The sequence below is a fragment of the Bacillus sp. 2B09 genome, from assembly GCF_003946835.1.
Taxonomy (GTDB): domain Bacteria; phylum Bacillota; class Bacilli; order Bacillales; family Bacillaceae; genus Bacillus; species Bacillus altitudinis.
The window spans coordinates 337,258-360,466 of the sequence record NZ_RPSG01000003.1; the positions used below are offsets into that span (position 1 = coordinate 337,258).

A 23,209-nucleotide genomic window follows, 5' to 3' on the forward strand; every position below is an offset into this window, starting at 1 on the left:
CCGTTGATTGAAAAAGAAGTCAATCCTCACTTTGAACACTTTTTGTTCGATTGGAATCAAAAGTTTCAGTTTTTAGTAGGCGGCTATGGCTCATCCAAAAGCTATCACATTGCTTTAAAGCTGATTTTAAAACTGCTTGAGGAAAAACGGACAGCACTTGTCATTCGAGAAGTGTATGATACGCACCGGGAGTCGACCTATTCTCTTTTACAAGAAATCGTCAGCGATCTTGGCATTGATCATCTAGTAAAGTGCCGCAGTTCACCGCTTGCTCTCACTTTTCGCAATGGGAGCAGCATTTTATTTAAAGGACTGGACAAGCCTGAGAAATTGAAGTCGATCAACAACATCTCAATGATTTGGATTGAGGAGTGTTCCGAGGTTTCTTATGAAGGGTTTAAAGAGCTGCTTGGAAGGCTGAGACATCCGGTTTTACCTCTTTATATGATGTTATCGACGAATCCCGTTGGTCAGGATAATTGGACGTACAGACATTTCTTTCGAGATGAACAGCTGAAACGTTTTGTCCTTGATGACGAAACCTTATACAAACAGCGAACCATCGTGATAAAAGATACGTACTATCACCACTCAACAGCAGAAGACAATCTATTTCTTCCTAAAAGCTATGTCAAGCAGCTGGATGAGCTGAAAGAATACGATCCAGATCTTTATCGAATTGCAAGGAAGGGATACTTCGGTATCAATGGCACAAAAGTGTTTCCGCAATTTGAGGTCAGACAGCATGCTGACGTATTAGAAGCGATCGGGCAAATTGAAAGACCGCTGAAACGGGCGGGGATGGATTTTGGATTTGTCGAATCCTACAATGCGCTCATTCGGTTAGCTGTCGATCATGAAAAAAAGTACTTATATATTTATTGGGAATATTACGACCGCGGGAAAACGGATGATGAAACAGCTGTTGATTTGAAAGAATTTGTTGAATCAAAGGAACTGATTAAGGCAGATGCAGCAGAGCCTAAAACGATTCACTATTTTCGGCAGCGTGGATTTCAAATGGTCGCTGCACATAAGTTCCAAGGCTCACGTTTGCAATATACAAAGAAAATCAAACGATTTAAGAAAATCATTTGTTCTGATGCTTGCCCTTATACCATCTATGAACTTCAATCACTAACCTATAAGGCAGATAAGAACGGCCGCTTAGAGGAAGATGAATTTCAAATCGATCCACACACATTATCCGCCATTTGGTATGCGCTAGATGATTATGAGGTGACCGATTTGAAACAGACTGCTTCAGAGCGTGTCCGTCCAAACCGAGAGAGGAGGTCCATACAATGAAACAATTAAAAGCAACGATTATGAAGGCCAACATGTCTGATCATACAAAACAAATGTATGAGGATGAATTTTCATACGAAAAAGACGACATTGTCCCCCCGCCCTACCATATCAATGAATTAAAAAGCATGGCAGAATACTCAACGATTCTTCAGCAATGTATAGATGCGTATCGAACAAACATTTTAGGCTTTGGCTTTGGGGTGGAATACGCCTTTGATTTTAATGCGGAAGATGTGAAACCGGTCAAAAAGAAGACAGCCGAGAAGGAATGGACAAGACTCGAAGAGTTTACGAAATACATGAACTATGATGAGTCTGCTGACGTGATTCTTGGTTATGTCCTAGAAGACCGGGAGAAAACAGGAAATGGCTTTTTAGAGGTGCTGCGGGATGGACAAGGAAAGCCGGCAGGAATCGAGTATTTGGATGCACTCCATATTCGCATTTGCAAGCTGAGTGAGCCAGTCGACGTCGAATTCCGCTACACAGAAAACGGCGAATTAAAGACGATGAATCGCAAGAAACGATTCCGAAAATATGTGCAGGTCATCAATGAGAAGAAAGTCTTTTTCAAGGAGTATGGTGATCCGCGCATATTAAATTATGAAACAGGCAAGTACGATGATGCTACACCAGAACCACTTCAAGCAACAGAAGTCATTCATTTTAAAATTGGCAGTGGGACGTATGGGATTCCCCGCTGGATTGGCAACATCGTCAATATGTATGGCGCACGAAAAGCAGAAGAGCTGAATTATCTTTATTTTAAGCAAGGACGGCATGTACCTGGTGCCATCATTGTTGAAAACGGCATGCTGTCAGAGACTTCTTATCAGCAGCTACAAGATTATATGGATGATATTGAAGGGTCTGATCATGCGCATAAGTTTTTATTGCTTGAAGTAGAAGGACTTCCGACAGAAAAAGGATTAACAGGTGAAGAAGATGTATCAAATGTCAAAGTGAACTTTAAATCCTTGGCGGAAATCCTGCAAGAGGATGCGCTCTTTTTAGAATACGATGAAAAGACGAGAAACAAAATCCGCTCCGCTTTTCGTCTGCCGCCTATTTACACAGGAGAGTCACAAGATTATAACAAGGCCACGGCAGATACCGCGCGAAAAACAACGGAGGAGCAAGTGTTTCAGCCAGAGCGGCATCTTATTACAGGGAAGCTCAATACTCTTTTTCTCCCGGATTTAGATATATGGCATGTCCGCTTTCTATTAAATGGTCCTGACTTTAGAGATCCATTAGAGATAGCGAAGGTTCTGACACCATTTATTCAGGCTGGGGCAGTATCGCCAAATGATTTACGAGATCTTGCGGGGCGTATTCTTGGTAAGACGTTAGAGGAATGGCCGGAAGAATTCTACCACCGACCTTTAGAAAGCCGCATAAAAACAGCTGATGGGCTGTCTCCATCAGAGTCAAACCAGCTGGAGAAATAAAAGGACGTGAGCTTTTTTGAAAGGGGGTGAACATATGCCAAGGGAATTAAAAAACGCAAAAATTACACATGTTTCCTATGTGGACAAGGCCGCCAACCAAAAGAAATTTTTCTTGATGAAAGCAAAGAAAAAGCAGCCTGACTTTCAAAAAGAAGTCAGTGTCCTGACGAAGGCAGATGATGCGCATCGCCTCGTATATGGCGTCGTGTATGAACCGAATACACCTGATGCACATCAAGACTTTATGTCGGCCAAAGAAATTGAAAGAGCAGCACACGGTTTTATGAAAGATGCCCGTCACATTGATAAACAGCATGATTTTCAAGATGGTGTTGGCGAAGTCGTCGAATCATACATTGCCCCAGCGGATTTTGAAGTAGGCGGGGAGCTGATTCAAAAAGGATCTTGGGTACTTGTGACAAAGGCATCACAAGATATTTGGGACCAAATTCAGCAAGGCCATATTACAGGCTACTCAATGGCTGGAACAGCAGACATCATCGCAATAGAGGAACACGATCAGCTCCTATCTCAAGAAACGAACGAGAGAGGGCTTTTTTCTTTGCTGAAAAATTTCTTTTTGAAAGAGGAAGGTGCAAATATGCCACAACAATTTTGGAGCGTTTTAGATCATCTGCTGGAAACGTTGCAGTCAAGTGATGGTGATGAATCTAGCGTAAGAGCGGCACTTGAACAATTGATTCCAATTGTGCAGGATGTGTTGAAAACAAATGATGTCCTCCAAACGATTGGCGAAAGACCAGCATCCGTTCAAAAGCAAGATGCCGGATTAACGACTGATCAAGTACGCGAACTAGAAAAAGCAAAAATGGCCATCGACAACGTTTTACAACAAGCGGATAAACAAGGGACAGATCAAACTGGTGAAGAAGAACCTGTACAAAAAGTGCTGGAGCAAGTGGTTGCGCCAATTCGCCATCAGCTCTCTTCCTTAGAGAAATCAGCAGGCAGAGAAAAAGCAGCGATTCAGGAAGTGCTTCAGCAACAGCTACTGCCTATTTCAGAGCGGATACACATGCTTGAAAAAGCGCGGGGCATTTCTAAACAAACAAATCACGATACACAAAATGATATGACAAAGCCCATATGGGATGGCTTACTATAAGCCTAAATAAGGAGGAAAAAGTGTGAGAAATCAAGAGTTGATTCGCAAGGCTGAAATGACACTTGCCAGCTTAAAAACAGGCGGTCTCATGAACGCAGCCCAATCTAACACATTCATTAGAATGATGCAAAATACACCAACCGTTTTAAATGATGCACGTATCATTCCAATGGAAAGTGATTCACAAAAAATCGAAAAAATCGGCTTCGGTCAGCGCATTTTACGCCCAGCAGAAGAAGGCAAAGCGCTTGATGCAAAAGACCGTGTTGTCCCAGCGACAAGCACTGTTCAGCTCAATGCAAAAGAAGTCATTGCTGAGATTCATATGACGTACGACAGCATTGAAAACAACATTGAAAAAGACGGGATTCAGCAGACCATTATGCAAATGCTGGCGGAACGAGCGGCAGTCGATATTGAAGAACTGATCGTCAACGGTGATACAACATCACAAGATCCATTTTTAGCTCAAATGGATGGCGTACGAAAACAGGCAGTTTCTCATATTGTCGATGCGAATGGAGCGGAAATTAGCCGTCAAATGTTCAAACAAGCCTATAAAGCGATGCCGTCAAAATATTTACGTGTACCTCAGGATTTCCGTTTTTATACATCCCCAAGTTTAGAGGTCGAGTGGAAAGACCAAGTAGCAAACCGTCAGACAGGTCTCGGAGATGCGGCGATTCAAGGCGGACTTTCTTCTGCATTCGGTGTTCCGGTCAAAGGTCTTGCCAATATGCAGCCATATGATGAAGAAGGAACAGACGTATCAGATATTTTACTGACACATCCGAAAAATATTATCGTAGGATTTTCTCGCAATATTCGTATTGAAGTAGAAAAAGATATTCGCAGCCGTAAGTTTATCATTGTTCTGACAGCGAAGCTCGACAGCAAATTTGAGGAAGAGGATGCTGTAGCCAAAGTAATGAAAGTGAAAGAGTAGGTGACAGCAGGCTATGATCATTTCTGCTGAGGAACTACAAGCCTATTCTGTATTTGATCGCGTGAAAAATCGTTCTGTAGAGAGACTAGCGGCAGATATTATTGAAGCAGAAGCAGCGGTATTTCAAATGGTCGGGCACGATTTTACACATGAAAAATATCAGCCCATTCCTGAAAAAGCAAGGATCGCCTTATTAAAAATGGCCCAGTATTTTGCCATGCTGAATGATGACGAATCCATGATGAAAGGCTTGACTTCAGAAAAAATGGGTGATTATTCATATGCAAAGGCAGCGGACAAAGTGAAAGGCAGACCTTATGTGTATGCCCTTCTTGTTGATTATATTGAACCTTCATTAACTGGCGGCAGCGCCAATTTAAAGGTGAGATCATTATGAGCTATGATTCTCTATTAACGGATCGCTGTGATCTTTTTCACTTGGAGAATGAGGAGGCAGTCCGCGGCAAATTTGGTATACCAGCAGGAGATCTGCAGACGGACCTCACTTATCCTGATACACCAAGTATGAGAGATGTGGCTTGCTATGTTGTAGAAAAAAGCCAGTCACTCGTGCAAGAAGAACCGAATACAGTCATCTATCAGTCCTATCTCGTCCATTTCCCTCTAGCAAGCGACATTCGTTTGCATGACAAAATGGTGTGGAACGGCATCTCACTTAAGTTGCAACAGCCAAAAAGAGTGAAAAATCATCACATGGAAGTGATGGCCGTCAGAAAGGAAAACCTATGAAAATTGATGGACTTGACCGGCTGCTATCCCAGCTCCAACAGGCAAATAGTGGCGGCTTAACGGCGCAATATCAAGAGTGGTTACAGGAAATGGGCTTACAGTTTTTAGACATCATTCAAGATGAAATCATCAAAGAAAAGGCTGTTGATACAGGCCGTCTCCTCAATTCCTTTCAAAAAGGTGACAAGGAGAATCACTTTCTCACTTCCCGAGGCGGGCTCACGCTAGAAGTAGGGACACAGCTTGATTATGCCTCTTACGTGAATGATGGACATGCCATTTCTTCAAATGGAGAACGAAGATGGGTGCCTGGCAGATGGAACGGCAGCCGCTTTGAATATGATCCGAATGCCAGTACTGGCATGATGCTTTCATCTCAATGGATTGAAGGAAATGGGTACTGGGATCATGCCGTCATGCTCTATGAACAAATGTTTGAACACTCGCTGGATCGAAAGCTTCAAAGCTGGATCGATCGACATTTTGGGAGGTGATGGAATGAATCAAGAAGTCGGGGCAATCATGCATTATATATACACACACTTTCCTGTGAAAATGTATGATCGTCTTCTGCCAGAGCGTTTCCAAGTGCCATCTGTTTATGTGCCGCCAGTGACTGTCATTAGTGGTCCAGATACAGTGTCTACTTTTATGAAATCTTATTCGCTGCAAGTGAAAGTGTTTCATATGGATACAGAAAAAGCGCATGATGCGGCGGAAACAGTCGTCGATGCATTGCTTGCTGATCGTCAAATCATTCAGATGATCAGTGAAGATGGAGAGGTGCTTGATGATTATGTCCGCATAAAAAGAGTGGAAACAAGAATCATAGATCAAGGTGTAGCAGCGATTGTCCTGACGTGGGATAGCAGCTATTGGTACAACCGAGATAAACAGCCAAGCCTAGAAGATATCAATTTTTCAGATGGGGTGATCAAACGTGAGCAAGACTAAAAAAACACAGCTCGATCAAACAGCGGGCGAAGAAAAAGAATTTGGCTTTTCATTTGAAGCCTTAAAAGAGCACAGCAAGGATCTTTTTGGGGTAAAACCAGAAATCCTTGAAGGTGCTCTTTTTTATATCAAACATCAACCAATTACAAAAACAGAAGCAAAGAAGCACATCGATGCTTTTTTGTCCAAGGAGGTTTAAAGGATGAACGGAGGCACTTTTACACCAGGTACAGAGAAAAAGCGTCCTGGCATTTACTTTAATTTTAAAACAACAGCAGAGCAGCGAATTACTTTAGGCGAGCGAGGAACAGTTGCACTTCCTCTTGTCATGAGCTGGGGAGAACCAAAAACTTTTATTTCCGTTTCCGATATGGAAGACTTAAATAAAAAGGTCGGGCTTAACATTGATGATAAGTCACTTCTTCTTTTCCGTGAAGCGAAGAAAAAAGCGCAAACGGTCTTGCTTTACCGTCTAAACGAAGGAGAGCCAGCCAAAGCGGAAATCGCAGAAAACTTTGTGGTCACAGCCAATTATGGTGGTCAAAAAGGAAATGAGATCACCATTCAAGTGGCAGAAAATGTACTCGACAGCACAAAACGTGACGTCATCACCTATCTTGGAACAGATATTGTCGATAAACAGGTGGTCAAAGATGTCAAAGATCTTGTGAAAAACAAATACGTTCAATTTTCTGGTGAAGGCGAAGCGGTCATTACTGCTGGAGCGGCTTTAAGCGGCGGGAAAAACGGTGTGGCAAGTGTCGCAGATTATACAGCTTTCCTAGAAGCAGCTGAAACGGAATACTTTGATGTCATTGCACTACCAGTCGATAATAGTGAGCAATTAAAAGCGACATTCGCGTCATTTATTGAGCGTTTACGTGATAAGCAAGGACGTAAGGTGCAAGGCGTTGTGGCTAACTATGCAGCTGATCAAGAAGGAATCATCAATGTCACAAGCGGTGTTGTTTTAGAAGACGGAACAGAACTCACGCCTGCTCAAACAACAGCTTGGGTCGCAGGAGCAAGTGCAGGAGCGAATTTTAATCAGTCACTGACCTTTGTTGAATACGAAGGCGCAGTCGATACATTAGAGCGTCTTGATAATGATCAGGTAGAATACCGTTTATCACAAGGAGAGTTTCTTTTCACTTTCGATGCAAGAGACCGCACGGTGAGCGTTGAAAAAGATATTAACTCTTTGACAAGCTTCACGGTTGAAAAGAACCAGCAAATGGCGAAAAACAAAATCATCCGTGTGCTAGATGCAATCAACAATGATTTAACATTTGAACTGAAAAATTTGATTAAATTACGCAAAGCCAATGGCAATGACATTCCAGCATCAGACGATGGTGTGCAGCTTGTGAAAACACTGATTACACAGTATCTCACACAACTTCAAGATGGAAGCGGCATTACAGGCTTTAACTCAGAAACAGACATCGTCATTGGCCTCAATGAAGATCGTGATGGATTTATCATCGATTTAGCCGTACAGCCAGTAGACGCAGCAGAAAAATTCTATTTCAATGTGGAGGTGAAGTAAGATGGCTTTTAAAGCGCAAAATACAATCTCAGGTAAAGAAGGTCGTCTTTTCTTAGAAGGTGAGGAACTTGCCTTTATTAAAACGTTTGAAGCAAACGTGGAGAAAAATAAATCAGAAGTGAACGTAATGGGCCGCCGAATGACTGGCCATAAAACAACTGGGGCAAACGGAACAGGAACGGCAACATTCTATAAAGTTACGTCACGTTTCGTTCAACTCATGCTCAACTATGTGAAAAAAGGGGAAGATCCTTATTTCACTCTTCAAGCGGTAATTGATGATAAATCATCAGGCCGAGGCACAGAGCGTGTGACATTATTCGATGTCAACTTTGATTCAGCTAAAATTGCTGGACTAGATGTCGATTCAGAGGCACTTGAAGAAGAAGTTCCATTTACATTTGAAGACTTTGATCTGCCTGAAAAGCTGAAGAATTCTTTCTAAGAAATGCGGAGGAAATTAGCTAATTAATTAGCTAAATAAAAACCAAATATGCTATAATGCAAATGTAATGAAAAATGAATGCGTTTGTAATGCACATTGCATTCAATAACACACAAAATGATGTTTACATGCAAAGCGATTTGCATACAATAAAAAGAAGCCAGGATGCGCTAACATCCCGGCAATGTACAATGAGGCCCTTCAAGGGGCTGGCTTATCAATTAGATAGTTTTAAGGATAGACTTTCCCTTTCACCTACCAAAGCTCAAGGGGGAGTCTATTTTTTGTTTATATACGTCAACAAAGCAAGGATAAACATCCCGAATAAAAGCATTAGGGAAATCGCTTGGAACGTTGACATGAGCATCACCCCCTTCCTATCGGGGATGAGCCAGACACCCTTGAGCAAGCCGTTCAATTGTACGAGTTATATTATACATGAAAAGATTGGAAAGCACATTCAAAAAATGGATGTGCTTTTTTGCATTCAAAAAACAAACAAAAGGGAGTTTTTAAACATGAGCGAAAAACAAACATTTGATCTTTCATTTTTTATGCCAGGACAAACAGTAGAAGCAGAAGAGGTCAAAGTACCAATTTCTAAGCGTTTTGTTGATAAAAAAGGGAATGTCATTCCTTTTGTCTTCAAAGCGATTACCACGGAACGTATTGATGAACTGGAAAAAGAAAACACCACGTTCAAAAATGTCAAAGGCAGAGGCCGTGTGAAAGACTTAGACAGCCAGCGCTTCTACGCACGAATTGCCATTGAATCGACGATTTATCCAGATTTCCGCTCAAAGGAATTAAGAGAAGCCTACAGCACACAAGATCCAGTTGAAGTTGCAAAACGTGTTTTATCTGTCGGCGGTGAATACGCAAACTGGTTAAACAAAGCCATTGAAATCAACGGATTTGAAGACGAAATTGAAGATTTAGAAGACGCAGCAAAAAACTAATAAAAGATGGGGATAAGGAAGCGGTGTTTTTATATTACGCCATGCATGAGCTTCACTATTCCCCATCAGAACTCCTCGATTTATACGAAGCACCAAGACAATTTAAGGCATTCTTATTCGGACTCATCAGCTACAAACTCGACATGCTAGAAAAAGAAGCAAAGAAAGGAGGGAAATAAACTGGCGAAGCTCACTGCACGATTTGAATTAGAAGACAAAGTATCAAAGAAGCTATTGCGCATTCAAAAACGATTTCAAACGTTTGAGAAGCAGCTCAAACCATTTAGAAAACCGGTGAAAATAAGCCTGGAAATGGATGAAAAGAAGCTAAGGAACCTCAATTTATCGATGAGAAGGTTTTCTGTATTATCCATGAAGCTAGATCAAGGAATCTATCGTGATCTCAAATCATTAACAAACCAGCTGAACATGATACCGAAACAGATGGTCATATCGATTCAAGCAAAAGGACTAGATGTCATTAAATCCAGTATAGATCGCTTGAAACAATCACAAACAAGTCCAATCCTGCTGACGTTCAAACTGAATGATCAGTTGTCAGGAAAAATGTCATCAATCAAAAAATCAATCCTTCAGCTCATGAACAGAACATACTATATGAGATTAAACATGGTTGACCAAGCCACCAATGCCATTCAACGAATCAAAAAGACACTCAAAAGCTTGACAATGGCTAAACATGAGATCAGAGTATCTGTTCAAGACAATGCAAAGAGTAAGTTGAAAAAACGAGATCAGGCAGAGTCAGTTGTGAAAGAAAAGAAAATCAAAAAGAAACCTAAGTCATCAGGAGCTACGAAAACGAATGAAAACAGCCAGAGCTGGTTTGGAAACTTAAAAAACAAAGCAATAAAGGAAATTGAAAAATATGCAGGTGACGTCTCAGATAAATTGAAGGAAAAATTAAGCCCTAGGAAATTCTGGGATGAGAAGGCGCTACCTTGGATTGAAACGAAAATAGACGAATACAAGCAAGAAGTGATTGGACGAATTCGTGAGAAAATTAAAATCAATCCTGAAGAGTATCTAGATAAATGGTTGAACAAAGGATTAGATTTGATCCTTGGTCCGAAAAACCCTTCAAATAACTCGGATGGGTCTAATAATAATACTTCACCAGGTCAATTGGGTAATCAGAACTCAGACCAAACGCAAAACGGAAAAGGTTTATTTAAAATAAGCTGCTGTTCTTGTTGTGCAAAAGGTTTAAATCCAACTGGAACTACCCAAACAGATAATAGAAATGGTCCGAAAAACAAACCGAATAATCCAACTGGAACTACGAGGGTTGAAAAGAATAAAAAACCTCCAACTAAATTAGGCGGTTTAACCAAAAAAATTCCAGGTATTATGGCTATAGCCGGTCTCGCTGGGATATTCAAAGATACCGATAAGCTAAAAGGCTTAGGAGATACATTTAAAAATTTAGGTAAAGGTGCAGGCAAGTTATTAAAAAAAGTACCCATACTTGGGCCTTTACTTAGTGCAACAGAATTAATTGGCACAACAAAAGAAAATGTAGGTGAAAAAGTAGGAGGATTCGGCGGGGGCATTGCTGGTGGTATGGGTGGTGCCGCGATAGGAACAATGATTGCACCAGGTATTGGAACAGCAATCGGCGGAATTTTAGGAAGCATTTTAGGTGAAGGTTTAGGAAAATGGGTCGGAAAGATGTTTGATGACGGAACCTTGAAGAAAAAATGGGATGACATTGTCAAAGGTGCTGAAAATGCAGTTAATTGGATTAAAGATACTTGGAAAGATATTTCTACTTGGTTCAATGACAACGTGGCTGAACCAATTGGTGGTTTTTTTGAAAAAGCATGGACAAAAATTAAAACCACTTGGGAGAAAGTCTCTAACTGGTTCATGGAAAAAGTATTCATACCTATCTATAACTTTGTTGTACCAATCATCAACTTTGTTGTTGGTGTTTTTGTTGTTGCTTGGAACATTATTAAAACTATATGGGGTGTTGCATCAACTTGGTTCATGGAAAAGGTATGGAAACCATATGGTAAATATGCAGTAGAAGCCATTGGATGGGTATGGAATAAACTTGTTGATACATGGAATTGGATCAAGGAGACGTGGGGAGTATTATCGGAGTGGTTTAATGAATATGTGTGGACACCTTTTAAGACATATGCCATTCCGGCCATCATGTTTTTATGGGATCTATTCAAAGGTACATGGAATTGGATTAAAGAGACATGGGGAGTATTATCGGAGTGGTTTAATGAATATGTGTGGACACCTTTTAAGACATATGCCATTCCAGCCATCATGTTTATCTGGAATCTATTCAAAGGTACATGGAACTGGATTAAAACAACATGGGTGATACTTGCAACTTGGTTCGATGAGTATGTGTGGCAGCCATTTAAAACTTACGCTTTGCCAGCCATTATATTCGTTTGGAATCTATTTAAAAACACGTGGAATTGGATTAAAACTACGTGGGAAAAACTCTCTACTTGGTTTGATGAAAATGTATGGCAGCCGTATCAAAAATATGCAAAGCCAGCAATTGAATTCGTGTGGGAAAAATTTAAAGAAGCATGGGAAACGATCAAGGGTATTTGGAAAGAAGTGAGTGCATGGTTCGAAGAGAAAGTATTTAAACCTTTGAAAGGTCATGCTGAAACTTTAAGAAAAACATGGGAAGGTATCTTTGGCGTTGTAGGAAATGTATTTGATACAGCTAAAAAAATTGGCGGGAATTTTCTTAATATCTTTATTAAAAAAGGCGAAGAAAAAACAGGGTTTAAACAGAAAGAGAAAGCAGCAAATAACGCCACAGGTGGTTATATCACAAAGCCAACACTTTCATGGATAGGAGAAGCGGGGAAAGAATTTGTTATCCCGACTGAAAACAACAAAGGTCGAGGAAAGATGCTTCTTGCACAGGCTGCAACACATCTGGGGATGTCTGTTGTGCCAAACGGTGCGTCACCAACTTCTTCGACAGGTTCATCTTCTCCAATGAGGCCGGCAGCTGCTTCATCAGTTTCCAGATCTGCAAGTGGATCTGTATCAATTGGAGAGACCGGCAACGCATCAAAATATGGGGAACAGTTTAGCAATGACTTTGAAAAAGGATTAAACAGCAAAGTCATTTCACTTGAACAGTGGAAACGAGCTAATATCAAGCAACCATTTACTCAAATTCAGGCTGCGACTCCGCTGTATGGTGTGCAAACTGTCACTGGCTTTGCAGCTGGTCAAAACATGACACCAACTGGCACAGGTCAATTCTTAGATCAAAATGTTAGGCAGCCTTTCACTAATGCTCGGCAAGAGGCACCTACTTGGGGTGCCGGACTAATCGACGCCTTCAATAGCGGCATGCGTTCAAAAGCAAGTGAAGTCACACAAGCTGCCAAAGAAATGGCGAAGAAAGTGGAACAGGCGTTTAGAGAAGAACTAGACATTCATTCTCCTTCACGTGTCATGATGAGTCTAGGGAAATTCGCATCGATTGGTGTCGTCAAAGGGCTCGATTCAGTTGATGTGAAAAAGTTTGCTGAAAATCAAGCGGGTTCATTAATCGGAGCGTTCAGCGGTATGGGTGCTTCAGGTCTTAGTGTTCAGCAGTGGCTCATGGCAGCTCTGATGGCGACTGGCACATCGATGAGTTGGCTTCCAGGTCTTATGACAATCGCTCAGCACGAATCAAATGGTAACCCGAAAGCCATCAACTTGTGGGATTCCAACGCCAAGAAGGGAACGCCCTCTAAAGGGTTAATGCAAACCATTGGACCGACCTTCCATTCCAATAAAGGCAAGGGCATGAATGATATTTGGAACCCAATTCATAATGCCGTAGCAGCCATTAACTACATTAAGGGCAGATATGGAACAGTCTTCAATACACCGGGATTACGGAGTATGAGAAGAGGCGGTCCTTATAAAGGCTACGCCAATGGTGGGCTGATTACTCAGGAGCAGGTAGCTAGAGTCGGTGAAGGAAACAAACGCGAATGGATTATTCCAGAAGAAAGAGGCATTCGCGGGAGATATTTATTGACGCAGGCAGCAAAGGCACTTGGGATGCAAGTCTATGATCCATCAAATGCATCTGCTCCTTTACCAGAATCACAGATGCAGCAAGTTACCTCAGCACAGTCAGCTGGGAATACAACAACGTCTAGTAATAAACAAATCACCATCCAGTTCAATGGTGATCAGCATTTCCATAATGGACAGGATCAGCAATCGCTTGTCGAAAAAATTAGACAAATGCTTGTAGACGAACTGGAAGTAGAGCTTCAGACAGGCACGAAAGGGGTCGTGATCGATGGGTAAATCAGTGTATCAATTGTGGATTTCCCAAGGCAAGGAGAAGTTGCGATTCCCTGTGCTTCCATCCGAACTTGAGATCACAAATAATGTACAAAATGAAACAGTGAAGGTCTCCTCCTTTGGAGAACTGACTTTTATTGATGTACCATCAGCTAAACAAGTATCATTCACCTCATTATTTCCTAAGAAATATTCGCCAATTGCAGAATATAAAAGCATTCCATCACCAGAGAATGCAATAGCGAAAATTGAACGAATGATGCGTTCAAAGAAGTCTGTGCGCCTGATTGTGACAGGGACTAAAATCAATATGACGTGCAGCATTGAGAGCTTCACACACAAGGAAGGGTCTTATGACATAGGCGATCGTGAATTTACGATCGAGTTAAAGGAATATAAAACCGCATCGCCTAGGAAAATCAAGCGAAAGAAAAAAGCGAAACAAACGAAAAAGAAAAGACCCTCAAAAACACCACCAAAATTGTACACTGTCAAAAAAGGAGATACTCTTTGGGCCATTTCAGGCCGTTTTTATGGCGATAGTACAAAATGGCGGCGTATTTGGAATGCCAATAAAGCAGCGATGATCAAACGAAGTAAACTCAATATTAAACAGCCGGGATATTGGATTTTTCCAGGGCAAAAATTGAAAATACCACAATAGGGGGGCTGACATTGATTGAGCTTTTTGCCATCAGAAGCGGCACGATGTATGAGCTTGTCACAGAGAGTGTGACACTTCAGGGGCAAAGGTATCAGGCCCCTCGCTCTATTCAGGCGAATATTATCACAAAGCAAGGCAGTCAAACATATTACCGTGTCTCAGAAGGAGACACGGTTCTTTTTAAATGGAAAGGAAAAGAGCTGTTCAGAGGCATCGTGTTTTCTAGGACGCCTGTTGAAGGAAAGCTGACCTTTACCGCATACGATATGCTCCAATATTTAGTGAAAAACCAAGATGTATATGTTTTTTCAAATCAACGGGCAGATCAAATTTTGAGACGGATCGGGGCAGACTTTCAAATTCCTATGACATCCATCGCAAATACAGGACATGTCATGAAGTCTCTCGTCTTTAAAAATGACACGAGTTTATATGACATCATTTTAAAAGCATTGAAGGAAACGAAGCGGCAAACCGGTAGAAATTATCAAATTTATTCTGCTAAAGGCAAGATGGGGCTGAGAGCTTGGCCCGATCCAGAGGACGTGTGGGTCATTGAATCAGGCGTCAACCTCATCGGTTATCAGTACAGCACCTCCATTGAAGAGACAGCAACACGTGTGAAGATGCGCACGTCTGTAGACGAACAGGGGAAGAATAAGAAAAAAGGAAGCAAATCAGATATTGTGGTTATTGAACAGGACAAAGCGGGTCAGAGTAAGTACGGCATTTTACAGCATGTGGAGACGGTCACAGGTCAAATCAACCAGCCGCAGCTTCAAAAAAGAGCGAAAGTACGCCTAGCTGAGAAAAAAGGCGTCAAACAAGAAGTGAAAAGCATACAAGCACTTGGAATCCCTGAACTGCAAAGCGGTCTGCCAATCTATTTGAAAATCCCTGAAATCAACGTCAAAAAAACCTACTGGATCGATCAAGACAAGCATGAATTCAATGGAGTGAAGCACACCATGACAATTGACGTCGTTGAGAAAAATTCCAGGCCAAAGGGTGATCAAGCATGAGATTAAGTGAAGCAATTAAACGACTCGCTGTCAATGCAGTAGATGCAGCTTCTCCAATTGATCTGGTGATTGGAGAGGTCACAATGGCTTCGCCTCTTCACATCCGATTAAATGAAAACAGTAAGCTGATCATTCCAGAAGAACTGCTTATTTGGCCTAAACGCTTAAATAAGGGTGAGGATGATGAGTTGAAAAGGGGAGACAGCATTATGGTACTCGCAATGGCAGGAGGGCAGTCCTTTTACATCATCGACAAATTGTAAGGGAGGTGATGAACGTGGCACTTTCACCAGAGGAAGAAATCGAGGAAACAGAGGAAGATGAAGAGGTAGAAACCTCGACGACGTATCGCATAGATTTTGAAAATGGCAGGCTGACAAATGAAGCCATTACAGGCATTGAATCGATCCGTCAATTTATTTATATGACATTGCGAACAGAGCGCTATGCACATCCCATTTACAGTCACGATATTGGCACTGAAATTCAGGAGCTATTGACTGATACTGAAGCAACTGATGAATACAAAGAAATGGAGATTCCAAGATTGCTTGAAGAAGCATTGGTCGTTGATGAGCGGATTGATCATATTGAAGAGATAGAGGTCACGAAGCAAAATGATGCCTTTCAAGTCAAAATAACCATTGTCACAGATGAAGGCACATTAGAAATAGAGGAGGTGATGGAGGGAGATGTTTGAGGAGCAAACGTATGAGGCGTTGATGGAAAGAATGCTGGACAGGCTGCCAGATGACATAGATAAAAGAGAAAACAGCGTTATTTGGAATGCCTTGGCACCTGCTGCTGCTGAACTCGCTCAGTCGTATATTTGGCTTGATCAAGTGTTTGAGCTTGTCTTTGCTGATACAGCACAGGGGGAATTTTTAGATCGACGAGCAGCAGAAGTAGGGATTGAACGAAAGCCAGCCACCACAGCGGTGTGGTCCGTAACCATTCAACCAGAGAACGTAAACATTCCAGCAGGATCAAGATTCTTTATTGAAGATGTTTATTTTCAATTTTCAAAGGACGGTACACTAGAATGCGAGACAACAGGTACAGCCGGCAATGGGCAATTAACAGGTCAGCCGCTGCTATCGCTTGATACAATTCCAGGTCTAGAGTCGATGATCATGAAGGAATTGGTGATACCAGGGCAAGAGGAAGAAGATGATGCGTCATTATACGATCGGTATTTAATACGCGCAAGGCGAGAGGCTGTCAGTGCTAACAGAGCCCATTACAAAAAGTGGGCCGAGGAAGTGGGTGGTGTTGGCAGAGCGAAAGTGTTCCCGCTATGGAATGGAGAGGGAACGGTCAAAATTGTCATCACAGACGGCAATCTAGATGTAGCATCTGATCTTCTTGTCGAAAGGGTCCAGGAGTATATCGACCCTGTCCCGGGAGAAGGAGAAGGGCAAGCTCCTATTGGGTCAAAAGCAACCGTGGAAAGCGCCAAGTGGCTGGATATTGATGTAGAAGTGTCCGTCGAACTTCAGATGGACTGGACACTTGAAGGTGCGCAAAAAGAAATAGAAGAAAAGGTCAAAGCACTGTTAAAATCAATCGCATTTGAAAAAAGTACGATTCGAATGTCCGCCTTAAATGATATTTTGTACCATTCAGAGAGCGTGTCCGATTATGCAAACGTCTTATTGAATGGGGAGTCAAAAAACTTAGTATTACAGGACATTGAGATACCACGTCTGAGGCAGGTGAAGGTTATTGAGCAAACTTGATGAAATGAAAAACTACTTGCCGCCATATTTCACAGAGATTTATGATGTGGATCATTTACTAAAAACGGAGGCGCCAGAGTTTGAACAATTGGACGAATCCATTTTTGATGTAACGGATCAGTTCTTCCCTTTAACAGCGACGTGGGGATTGAATCGGTGGGAGAGAATGCTCAAGGTGCAGCGAGAGTCAGATGATTCGATTGAGCTGCGCAGGGCACGATTACTCAATATGATGTCGAACATTCCACCAATTACGTATCTTTCATTAGAGAAATCTGTGAATCGATTTCTTAAAAATCCAAGTGCGACCATCCGACTTACAGTCAATCGTTATCATTTTGCATTGCGTGTCAACCTAGATGACCTGCAAAACACAAGATATATCGTCGAAATACTCGAAACGTTAAAGCCAGCACATTTGGCGTATACGTTCACCGCCAGTCATCATACTGATGTTCATGAAACAAATGATCATCACCAGCGGCTCACACTGCGAAGCAGAGTGGGCTTTTTCGATCATATTCCAATTTTACTCAATGGTGAATTCGTATTAAATGGAACGTTCTATCTCAGCGGGATACGAGGTACTACAGAAGTCCCTGCTCGTTTTCGGCATTCATTAAAGATGAGAATGCCGCTTCAACAAGAGAAAGAAACAGCATATCGTATGAATTATGTCATGACTGGAGCATCGCATGAAACGAAGCAAGCAGCTACGCTGACTTGGCGCGCAAAGAACCAGCTTTCACATCGCATGAAAAAGAGGATGACGTTCCGCTTACCAGTACATGTTCAAAATGAACAAGGCGGCAGTTTACTGATCAAGGAGCATTACTGGATTCTCGATGGATCCGTTCCACTTGATGGATCAAAAATGCTGGCAGCAACTTCTAAAAAAATAGACCTATAAGGAGGATCACAATGGCTGATCAATTAACCGTAACCACACTATATGCACGTCAACAAATGGCAAAGGCACGAGCAGAAGGAACAAAACTCACAAAAGTCGTCAAAATGGCATTCGGAAATGGGGGAACAAAGGATGGAAAACCGATCTCTCTTGACGGAACCGAACAAGCACTTAAAAAAGAACTGATTCAAAAAAATATTGACTCGTTTACCTTCATGGAACCGGCAAAAATCCGCTACACCTGCACCATCGCTGAAGGAGAACTCGCAGGCGAAGTCATCAATGAACTAGCCCTTGTCGACGAAGCCGGCAAATTCACCGCCATCCGCACCATGACAGACAAACAAAAAGACGGTGACATCGAATTTGTTTTTGAGATTGATGATATTTATTAATGGAGGGGAAAAGAAGTGGACATAAAATCACCTTTACCGTTTGAAACCTCTGACAAAGCCCATGCCAACTTATTTAACCGGATGGTCAACACACTTGTGGAGAATGACAATGCGCTCAGTAGACAAATAGAAGGAATCACAAATGAAAGCTTGTTCATTTTAACAGGCGATCAAGCCATTCAAGATGCATCAGTCAGCGGTGAGCAATATCCAAATGGGATTACGTTGATGGCTATAGCGAATGATACCGGATATCCTACAAAATTAGGTTTTGTGAAGAACGAAAAAATGAATGAGTATCGTTTTATACAATATTATTATGGCAACGGTAATGAAACAACTAGTTATTTTACTAGTACTGGTATTTGGTTTAGACAATGGTATATAGCCTCAGGGTGGACAGAGTGGCACAAAATCTCTGGTTTTCTTCATACGAACATTGGTACAACTGGTAAGCAGTTGCTTAATAATGCTGAGCGACAAAAGATCCTTTTTAATCGAAAAATCAAAGATAGTCACAATAATTTTGATATAAAAAATAGTCGTTTTATTTGTCCGGAAAACGGAATGTATCTAGTAAACGCTGGAGTCTATATTGAGACGGTTCAAATGTATGCGAATTTTGAGCTGTCTATCTTTTTAAATGGCAAAAATTATAAAAATATATCTCATTATAGACATCTCCCTGCCACACCCTCTGAATCGGCAAAACTTGATATAGGTTTATATGGGGCTGCGAATGTGCCAGCGAATAAAGGAGATTACATTGAAATTTACATGTATATAGGATATGCGGGAAATTCCGATCGTTATATATCTGACAATTCAGGCTGGTACAACTATTTCGATATTACGGAATTAGGCGGCCGTAATTTCCCGAGAGTGTAGGAGGGTTAAGATGATTTTATATGAAGCCATTAAATATAAATACCCCGATGCGGACCCGCAAAAGGATTTTGAACTAAGAAATGATGGCGACGGTTCGTATATAAACGAGTGGCATCTAGATGTGCCAAAACCAACGGCAGAAGAGTTGAAAAAATGGTGGGAGGAAGCCCAAGCCAACCCGAGGTATCAACCACCTCTTCCACTAGATTATCTAGCACAAGAAGTAGCCAAAGAAAAGCTAGTGAGAAAACAGCTTGAACACCAATGTGACCTTCTAACAAATGAACTAAAGGCGCTAAAAAATGAGATCCTTTTCATTAAAGGAGAGAGTGAAACATGAATTATTGGGTTATGGCATTATATTTCCAATGGGTGACACCTGAATTAGTCAAAGAAGCAGTTGAATTAGGTGATTGTTCGATGGAAGATCTAAATGCAGGATACGAGCAAAGGATGCTCACTTTAGAGCAGCTGCAAGAAATAAAACAAGCATCAAGAGTGAAAACTGAATAGAAATAAAAGGACCATACCTGATTTTTCAATGACATGTTAAAAGCACTACTTGAGAATGATATTGGAATATTAGAGCAGTTCTTAAAACATACAAATGATGCGAGAATACAGCAGCTAATACAGAAAAGCAGAAATGTGATGATTCACAGAGTGATTAGATAACATTATATAGTGGAAGGAAGCGTATAGTGATAATAGATTTGAAAGGAGAATGATCATGGAGATTAAGACACCACGCACTTTTAAAACAACTGATAAAGCCCATGCTGATCTATTTAATGACATGGTTGAGGCCTTTCTTGACAATGATGTGGGTCTATTAGAGGCTATCAATCAACATATGATAGATACAAATCCACATGCTTCTGAAGCAGAAAAGAAAAAATGGAACGATTCTCAGGGCTATAAAATTACAGCGGATAATGGAAGTCATTTAATTAATGTGCGAGCTGATGCTAGGATTTTTGATTCGATAAAAGGGAAAGGAACGTGTACTTTTTATGCAGTTTCTGGAGTCGAAGATTCCCCATCAAATCTTTCATTGAGAGGATTACAGACTGTAGGTCAAGATAACATTGGTACTGGCTTTGCTGTAGATATTGCTGGTAATGCTTATAGTTTTTACTATAATGCTGCACATACTACTATTAACTGGACAAAGCTCCCGTCAAATGCTGAAAGAAATAAATGGAATGATGGGCAATTGTCTAAGATTACTTCAGATAATGGAGGGGTGATTCTATCTGTTTCAGATGGTGAAGATTTACTTGAAAAGATTGTTTTTTTAGGCCCGAAGCATGGTACATTTTATGCCACAGGTAAAGCATTAAACAGCCCAACTACAAGATCATGTCGTGGTATGTATCATTTTACTTCTCAAGATAGTAATGGAAAAGGTACATTTGGATGGGTCATAGCAATAGATTATAACAATTACATGTATACAAATTATCTTGATTTAAATTTGGGGTGGCAAGGCTGGAAACGTGTTTTAACAAAGGAGGATATGGATAATACTTCTTTTGTTGATACGTATGATCTCGATAATTCTTCTGTATCAGCCGTTGAAAATGTTCCAACAAAACTGAATTTTGGTGATACAAGATCAGACGATTTAGGAGAGTATAATCGTTCGCGAGCTGAAATTACACTGAAAAATAATGGTCTGTATTTAATTAGGCTTTATCTTAATAGCAATAACATTCCTGTTGGATCAGATAGCATTTTGTCATGTTATGTGAATGGTACAGAATTTCAACGATTAGGTAATTGGAATCCTGTTATTTCATCAAGTATATGTGTATTGTACCTTCAACAAAAGTTTAAAGCGGGGGATAAGTTAACATTTTATATTACTCCCAAAAACACTGGAAGAACTATTACAGTAAATAGGGCTTATGTTACCTTGTCACAGCTAAGATAGAATTATTTGAAAAATAAAGTGTGTGTGCAAATCGGTGGAAGCTGTCGTTCAAAACTTAATGACGTTCACTTTTACCAGATTCTGTTTTATGTGTTCAATACAACAAAGGAACGAGAACAGAAACTCAATGCACAATACATGTTGTTAAAATTATTGGGTCAAATTGCAGGAAGAAAGAATGAGTTTGACTCTGTTGTTTTTACAATAAAGGAAGGGAATAGACTCATGCAATCGATCCACTTTATTGGAGTGGCGTCAATCATAGGTAAGGGCAGACGTGACTTATAAAAATCGGGATATTTGAAAAAATTTGTGCTTAATATTGTTCTAATGACTTGAATCCTAATGAATTCATCACGTTTGGTTCCAAATCTAAGAACGAAGTGAAATAACTGATTTTTATCATAACATCCCTAATTCGTAATGTTTTTTGAAAGGAGAATAAGATCATAAAAACACCTCAACCTTTTAAGACGAGTGATAAAGCTCATGCAGATCTCTTTAACGATTTAGTGAAAATTTTGATTGAAAATGATCAGGAACTACTAGAACAATTCAACCTTCATACGGGAGATCCAATTCCTCACGTATCTGGTTCGGAAAAGAAAAAATGGAACGAATCACAGCTATATAAACTGACAAATGATAACGGGTCCCAATTGATTAATATCCCTGCTGGTGGCAGTATCTATGAGGGAATTAAAGCGCTAGGGGCTTGCTCATTTTATGCGCCAGGTGGTTCTGGAGTAGTCGATTCTCCAGCTATAGGAAATGCTGCATTAAGAGGCTTTCAGCTAGTAGGTCAAAATAATATCGGTGTAGGAATCGCAATCGACACTTCAGGTAATGCATTTTGTTTTTACTATCATGTGAATGACATTGCGATCAATTGGCTGCAAATGCCTACTCAAAACGAAAAAAATAAATGGGATGCAGGACAATTATCTAAAATTACTGCTGACGATGGAAAAGCTTTTGAAAGAATTAATGCGGATGATCCTAGTATTTTAGATAAGCTGATAAAATTGCCGGGAGTTCATTCATGGTACATTCATGAAGCACATCCAGATCTTCCGACAAGAAGTTCCATGAGGGCTTTGTCTGTTTTTAGTGAGAATACCTATGGATGGGTCATCGGTGCAAACAATACAGGAGATGTCTATATTAACCGTTCAACAACTGATGTAACGGGTACACAACAAGAGTGGAGCGGTTGGAAACGTCTCAATGACCATAACCTATTAAATTCAAAGGGATTAAGACTTTCAATGTCAATAGGAACTGATATTTTAACGCTGCCATCCGGCTTTTACTTTGCAGTAGGATCTAATGTTGTAAATATGCCTGTCGATAATGATTCTTCTTGGTTTAATATTGATATCTTAGAAACGGTAAATGGTAGAAAGACTATTCATGTCATTAGAAGTTATGACAACACTCATTGGTTTGGTACTGTTCATACAGACGGTGTATTTAAAGGTTGGAAAAAATTAGTGACTGATGCTGATTTTGAAAGTGTCAAGTGGCTAGATGTCACACTAGTCAATGGTTCCTCTATTGGAGACAGAGCGGTCCAATATGTTAAATGGGGAAACTTATTATTGTTGAGGGGTCACCTAATAGCAAATAGAGAAGTGATCTGTGGAAGTATTCCAAATACAGGATTACCCGATAAAGGCATAGTAGTATCAGTTCCCGTATCAGGTACAACGGGTCATAGTAAATTATATATCTATAATACAGGAGAGCTAAAACTAACTGGTTTACATGCAGTGAATAACAGTGCAGTAACTGGCTACTATTTAGACATGGTTGTTCCATTAAATTAAGGAAGTGAT

27 protein-coding genes are annotated in these 23,209 nt (G+C 40.7%); 26 read left to right on the forward strand and 1 reads right to left on the reverse strand.

Going from position 1 to position 23,209, the window contains the following annotated elements; genetic code table 11:
* Positions 1 to 6 precede the first annotated feature (6 nt).
* Genes EBQ12_RS09220 through EBQ12_RS09270 form a run of 11 tightly spaced genes read left to right on the forward strand, consistent with a single transcriptional unit; the run spans position 7 to position 8,532 of the window.
* Positions 7 to 1,308 carry a PBSX family phage terminase large subunit gene (locus tag EBQ12_RS09220; RefSeq protein ID WP_161630747.1) on the forward strand — a complete coding sequence of 434 codons (1,302 nt, stop codon included), beginning with the start codon at positions 7 to 9 and terminating at the stop codon, positions 1,306 to 1,308.
* Entirely contained in the window at positions 1,305 to 2,762 is a 1,458-nt protein-coding gene (locus EBQ12_RS09225; protein ID WP_039169994.1) for a phage portal protein, read from the forward strand. The genes EBQ12_RS09220 and EBQ12_RS09225 overlap by 4 nt, the downstream gene beginning before the upstream one ends.
* A 34-nt stretch (positions 2,763 to 2,796) precedes the next feature.
* On the forward strand, positions 2,797 to 3,888 hold the full coding sequence (locus EBQ12_RS09230) for an XkdF-like putative serine protease domain-containing protein (protein WP_125589763.1): 1,092 nt from the start codon (positions 2,797 to 2,799) through the stop codon (positions 3,886 to 3,888).
* A gap of 22 nt (positions 3,889 to 3,910) precedes the next feature.
* Positions 3,911 to 4,834, forward strand: coding sequence for a phage major capsid protein (locus EBQ12_RS09235; protein WP_008344119.1), 924 nt, complete (start codon positions 3,911 to 3,913; stop codon positions 4,832 to 4,834).
* A 13-nt stretch (positions 4,835 to 4,847) separates the two neighbouring features.
* A complete protein-coding gene (gene yqbG, locus EBQ12_RS09240) occupies positions 4,848 to 5,231 on the forward strand; it encodes a protein YqbG (RefSeq protein ID WP_007500574.1) in 384 nt (127 codons plus the stop codon).
* Positions 5,228 to 5,584: a YqbH/XkdH family protein gene (locus tag EBQ12_RS09245; protein WP_017367938.1), complete on the forward strand. Its 357-nt coding sequence runs from the start codon at positions 5,228 to 5,230 to the stop codon at positions 5,582 to 5,584. Before yqbG ends, EBQ12_RS09245 begins: the two co-directional genes overlap by 4 nt.
* A complete protein-coding gene (locus EBQ12_RS09250) occupies positions 5,581 to 6,078 on the forward strand; it encodes an HK97 gp10 family phage protein (RefSeq protein ID WP_025207873.1) in 498 nt (165 codons plus the stop codon). Before EBQ12_RS09245 ends, EBQ12_RS09250 begins: the two co-directional genes overlap by 4 nt.
* A gap of 4 nt (positions 6,079 to 6,082) precedes the next feature.
* Complete coding sequence (locus EBQ12_RS09255) at positions 6,083 to 6,538, forward strand: phage tail terminator family protein (RefSeq protein ID WP_041091933.1); 456 nt, start codon at positions 6,083 to 6,085, stop codon at positions 6,536 to 6,538.
* Positions 6,525 to 6,737 carry a YqzN/YkzM domain-containing protein gene (locus EBQ12_RS09260; protein WP_008344108.1) on the forward strand — a complete coding sequence of 71 codons (213 nt, stop codon included), beginning with the start codon at positions 6,525 to 6,527 and terminating at the stop codon, positions 6,735 to 6,737. The genes EBQ12_RS09255 and EBQ12_RS09260 overlap by 14 nt, the downstream gene beginning before the upstream one ends.
* A gap of 3 nt (positions 6,738 to 6,740) precedes the next feature.
* Positions 6,741 to 8,087: a phage tail sheath family protein gene (locus tag EBQ12_RS09265; RefSeq protein WP_017367936.1), complete on the forward strand. Its 1,347-nt coding sequence runs from the start codon at positions 6,741 to 6,743 to the stop codon at positions 8,085 to 8,087.
* Between the two features lies 1 nt (position 8,088).
* Entirely contained in the window at positions 8,089 to 8,532 is a 444-nt protein-coding gene (locus tag EBQ12_RS09270; RefSeq protein ID WP_003213309.1) for a phage tail tube protein, read from the forward strand.
* Between the two features lie 277 nt (positions 8,533 to 8,809).
* On the opposite strand, the gene EBQ12_RS19640 is transcribed toward EBQ12_RS09270, so the two are convergent.
* Complete coding sequence (locus tag EBQ12_RS19640; protein ID WP_074041930.1) at positions 8,810 to 8,899, reverse strand: putative holin-like toxin; 90 nt, start codon at positions 8,897 to 8,899, stop codon at positions 8,810 to 8,812.
* Between the two features lie 151 nt (positions 8,900 to 9,050).
* Here EBQ12_RS19640 and EBQ12_RS09280 point away from each other — a divergent pair, with 151 nt between their 5' ends.
* From EBQ12_RS09280 to EBQ12_RS09350, 15 genes are all read left to right on the forward strand, one after another.
* Positions 9,051 to 9,491, forward strand: coding sequence for a phage tail assembly chaperone (locus EBQ12_RS09280; RefSeq protein WP_008344099.1), 441 nt, complete (start codon positions 9,051 to 9,053; stop codon positions 9,489 to 9,491).
* Between the two features lie 41 nt (positions 9,492 to 9,532).
* Complete coding sequence (locus EBQ12_RS09285) at positions 9,533 to 9,670, forward strand: hypothetical protein (RefSeq protein WP_008344097.1); 138 nt, start codon at positions 9,533 to 9,535, stop codon at positions 9,668 to 9,670.
* 1 nt (position 9,671) lies between these two features.
* Positions 9,672 to 13,820 (forward strand): transglycosylase SLT domain-containing protein, encoded by a 4,149-nt coding sequence (locus EBQ12_RS09290; RefSeq protein ID WP_125589765.1) that lies wholly within the window; start codon positions 9,672 to 9,674, stop codon positions 13,818 to 13,820.
* Complete coding sequence (locus EBQ12_RS09295) at positions 13,813 to 14,481, forward strand: LysM peptidoglycan-binding domain-containing protein (RefSeq protein WP_008344093.1); 669 nt, start codon at positions 13,813 to 13,815, stop codon at positions 14,479 to 14,481. The genes EBQ12_RS09290 and EBQ12_RS09295 overlap by 8 nt, the downstream gene beginning before the upstream one ends.
* Before the next feature lie 11 nt (positions 14,482 to 14,492).
* The gene (locus EBQ12_RS09300) at positions 14,493 to 15,503 is read left to right on the forward strand and encodes an XkdQ/YqbQ family protein (protein WP_125589767.1); all 1,011 of its coding nucleotides are present in this window, start codon (positions 14,493 to 14,495) and stop codon (positions 15,501 to 15,503) included.
* Positions 15,500 to 15,766 (forward strand): DUF2577 family protein, encoded by a 267-nt coding sequence (locus tag EBQ12_RS09305; protein WP_017358996.1) that lies wholly within the window; start codon positions 15,500 to 15,502, stop codon positions 15,764 to 15,766. Before EBQ12_RS09300 ends, EBQ12_RS09305 begins: the two co-directional genes overlap by 4 nt.
* Before the next feature lie 14 nt (positions 15,767 to 15,780).
* Positions 15,781 to 16,203 (forward strand): DUF2634 domain-containing protein, encoded by a 423-nt coding sequence (locus EBQ12_RS09310; RefSeq protein WP_125589769.1) that lies wholly within the window; start codon positions 15,781 to 15,783, stop codon positions 16,201 to 16,203.
* Positions 16,196 to 17,242 carry a baseplate J/gp47 family protein gene (locus EBQ12_RS09315; protein WP_125589771.1) on the forward strand — a complete coding sequence of 349 codons (1,047 nt, stop codon included), beginning with the start codon at positions 16,196 to 16,198 and terminating at the stop codon, positions 17,240 to 17,242. The genes EBQ12_RS09310 and EBQ12_RS09315 overlap by 8 nt, the downstream gene beginning before the upstream one ends.
* Positions 17,229 to 18,152: a YmfQ family protein gene (locus EBQ12_RS09320; RefSeq protein WP_125589773.1), complete on the forward strand. Its 924-nt coding sequence runs from the start codon at positions 17,229 to 17,231 to the stop codon at positions 18,150 to 18,152. Before EBQ12_RS09315 ends, EBQ12_RS09320 begins: the two co-directional genes overlap by 14 nt.
* Positions 18,153 to 18,163: 11 nt before the next feature.
* Positions 18,164 to 18,547: a phage tail-collar fiber domain-containing protein gene (locus EBQ12_RS09325; RefSeq protein WP_017359000.1), complete on the forward strand. Its 384-nt coding sequence runs from the start codon at positions 18,164 to 18,166 to the stop codon at positions 18,545 to 18,547.
* A 15-nt stretch (positions 18,548 to 18,562) separates the two neighbouring features.
* Positions 18,563 to 19,435 (forward strand): hypothetical protein, encoded by an 873-nt coding sequence (locus EBQ12_RS09330; protein WP_125589775.1) that lies wholly within the window; start codon positions 18,563 to 18,565, stop codon positions 19,433 to 19,435.
* 10 nt (positions 19,436 to 19,445) lie between these two features.
* Entirely contained in the window at positions 19,446 to 19,775 is a 330-nt protein-coding gene (locus tag EBQ12_RS09335) for an XkdW family protein (protein WP_125589777.1), read from the forward strand.
* On the forward strand, positions 19,772 to 19,948 hold the full coding sequence (locus tag EBQ12_RS09340; RefSeq protein ID WP_017367927.1) for a phage portal protein: 177 nt from the start codon (positions 19,772 to 19,774) through the stop codon (positions 19,946 to 19,948). Before EBQ12_RS09335 ends, EBQ12_RS09340 begins: the two co-directional genes overlap by 4 nt.
* Before the next feature lie 217 nt (positions 19,949 to 20,165).
* Positions 20,166 to 21,371 (forward strand): hypothetical protein, encoded by a 1,206-nt coding sequence (locus tag EBQ12_RS09345; RefSeq protein ID WP_125589779.1) that lies wholly within the window; start codon positions 20,166 to 20,168, stop codon positions 21,369 to 21,371.
* Positions 21,372 to 21,883: 512 nt separating this feature from the next.
* Positions 21,884 to 23,200: a hypothetical protein gene (locus EBQ12_RS09350; RefSeq protein ID WP_241215629.1), complete on the forward strand. Its 1,317-nt coding sequence runs from the start codon at positions 21,884 to 21,886 to the stop codon at positions 23,198 to 23,200.
* Positions 23,201 to 23,209 lie beyond the last annotated feature (9 nt).

Coding starts and splice junctions, on each gene's coding strand:
- EBQ12_RS09225 (WP_039169994.1), top strand. CDS start 1,305: ATGAAACAATTAAAAGCAACGATTATGAAGGCCAACATGTCTGATCAT.
- EBQ12_RS09230 (WP_125589763.1), top strand. CDS start 2,797: ATGCCAAGGGAATTAAAAAACGCAAAAATTACACATGTTTCCTATGTG.
- yqbG (WP_007500574.1), top strand. CDS start 4,848: ATGATCATTTCTGCTGAGGAACTACAAGCCTATTCTGTATTTGATCGC.
- EBQ12_RS09245 (WP_017367938.1), top strand. CDS start 5,228: ATGAGCTATGATTCTCTATTAACGGATCGCTGTGATCTTTTTCACTTG.
- EBQ12_RS09250 (WP_025207873.1), top strand. CDS start 5,581: ATGAAAATTGATGGACTTGACCGGCTGCTATCCCAGCTCCAACAGGCA.
- EBQ12_RS09255 (WP_041091933.1), top strand. CDS start 6,083: ATGAATCAAGAAGTCGGGGCAATCATGCATTATATATACACACACTTT.
- EBQ12_RS09265 (WP_017367936.1), top strand. CDS start 6,741: ATGAACGGAGGCACTTTTACACCAGGTACAGAGAAAAAGCGTCCTGGC.
- EBQ12_RS09270 (WP_003213309.1), top strand. CDS start 8,089: ATGGCTTTTAAAGCGCAAAATACAATCTCAGGTAAAGAAGGTCGTCTT.
- EBQ12_RS19640 (WP_074041930.1), bottom strand. CDS start 8,899: ATGCTCATGTCAACGTTCCAAGCGATTTCCCTAATGCTTTTATTCGGG.
- EBQ12_RS09280 (WP_008344099.1), top strand. CDS start 9,051: ATGAGCGAAAAACAAACATTTGATCTTTCATTTTTTATGCCAGGACAA.
- EBQ12_RS09285 (WP_008344097.1), top strand. CDS start 9,533: ATGCATGAGCTTCACTATTCCCCATCAGAACTCCTCGATTTATACGAA.
- EBQ12_RS09295 (WP_008344093.1), top strand. CDS start 13,813: ATGGGTAAATCAGTGTATCAATTGTGGATTTCCCAAGGCAAGGAGAAG.
- EBQ12_RS09305 (WP_017358996.1), top strand. CDS start 15,500: ATGAGATTAAGTGAAGCAATTAAACGACTCGCTGTCAATGCAGTAGAT.
- EBQ12_RS09315 (WP_125589771.1), top strand. CDS start 16,196: ATGTTTGAGGAGCAAACGTATGAGGCGTTGATGGAAAGAATGCTGGAC.
- EBQ12_RS09325 (WP_017359000.1), top strand. CDS start 18,164: ATGGCTGATCAATTAACCGTAACCACACTATATGCACGTCAACAAATG.
- EBQ12_RS09335 (WP_125589777.1), top strand. CDS start 19,446: ATGATTTTATATGAAGCCATTAAATATAAATACCCCGATGCGGACCCG.
- EBQ12_RS09340 (WP_017367927.1), top strand. CDS start 19,772: ATGAATTATTGGGTTATGGCATTATATTTCCAATGGGTGACACCTGAA.
- EBQ12_RS09345 (WP_125589779.1), top strand. CDS start 20,166: ATGGAGATTAAGACACCACGCACTTTTAAAACAACTGATAAAGCCCAT.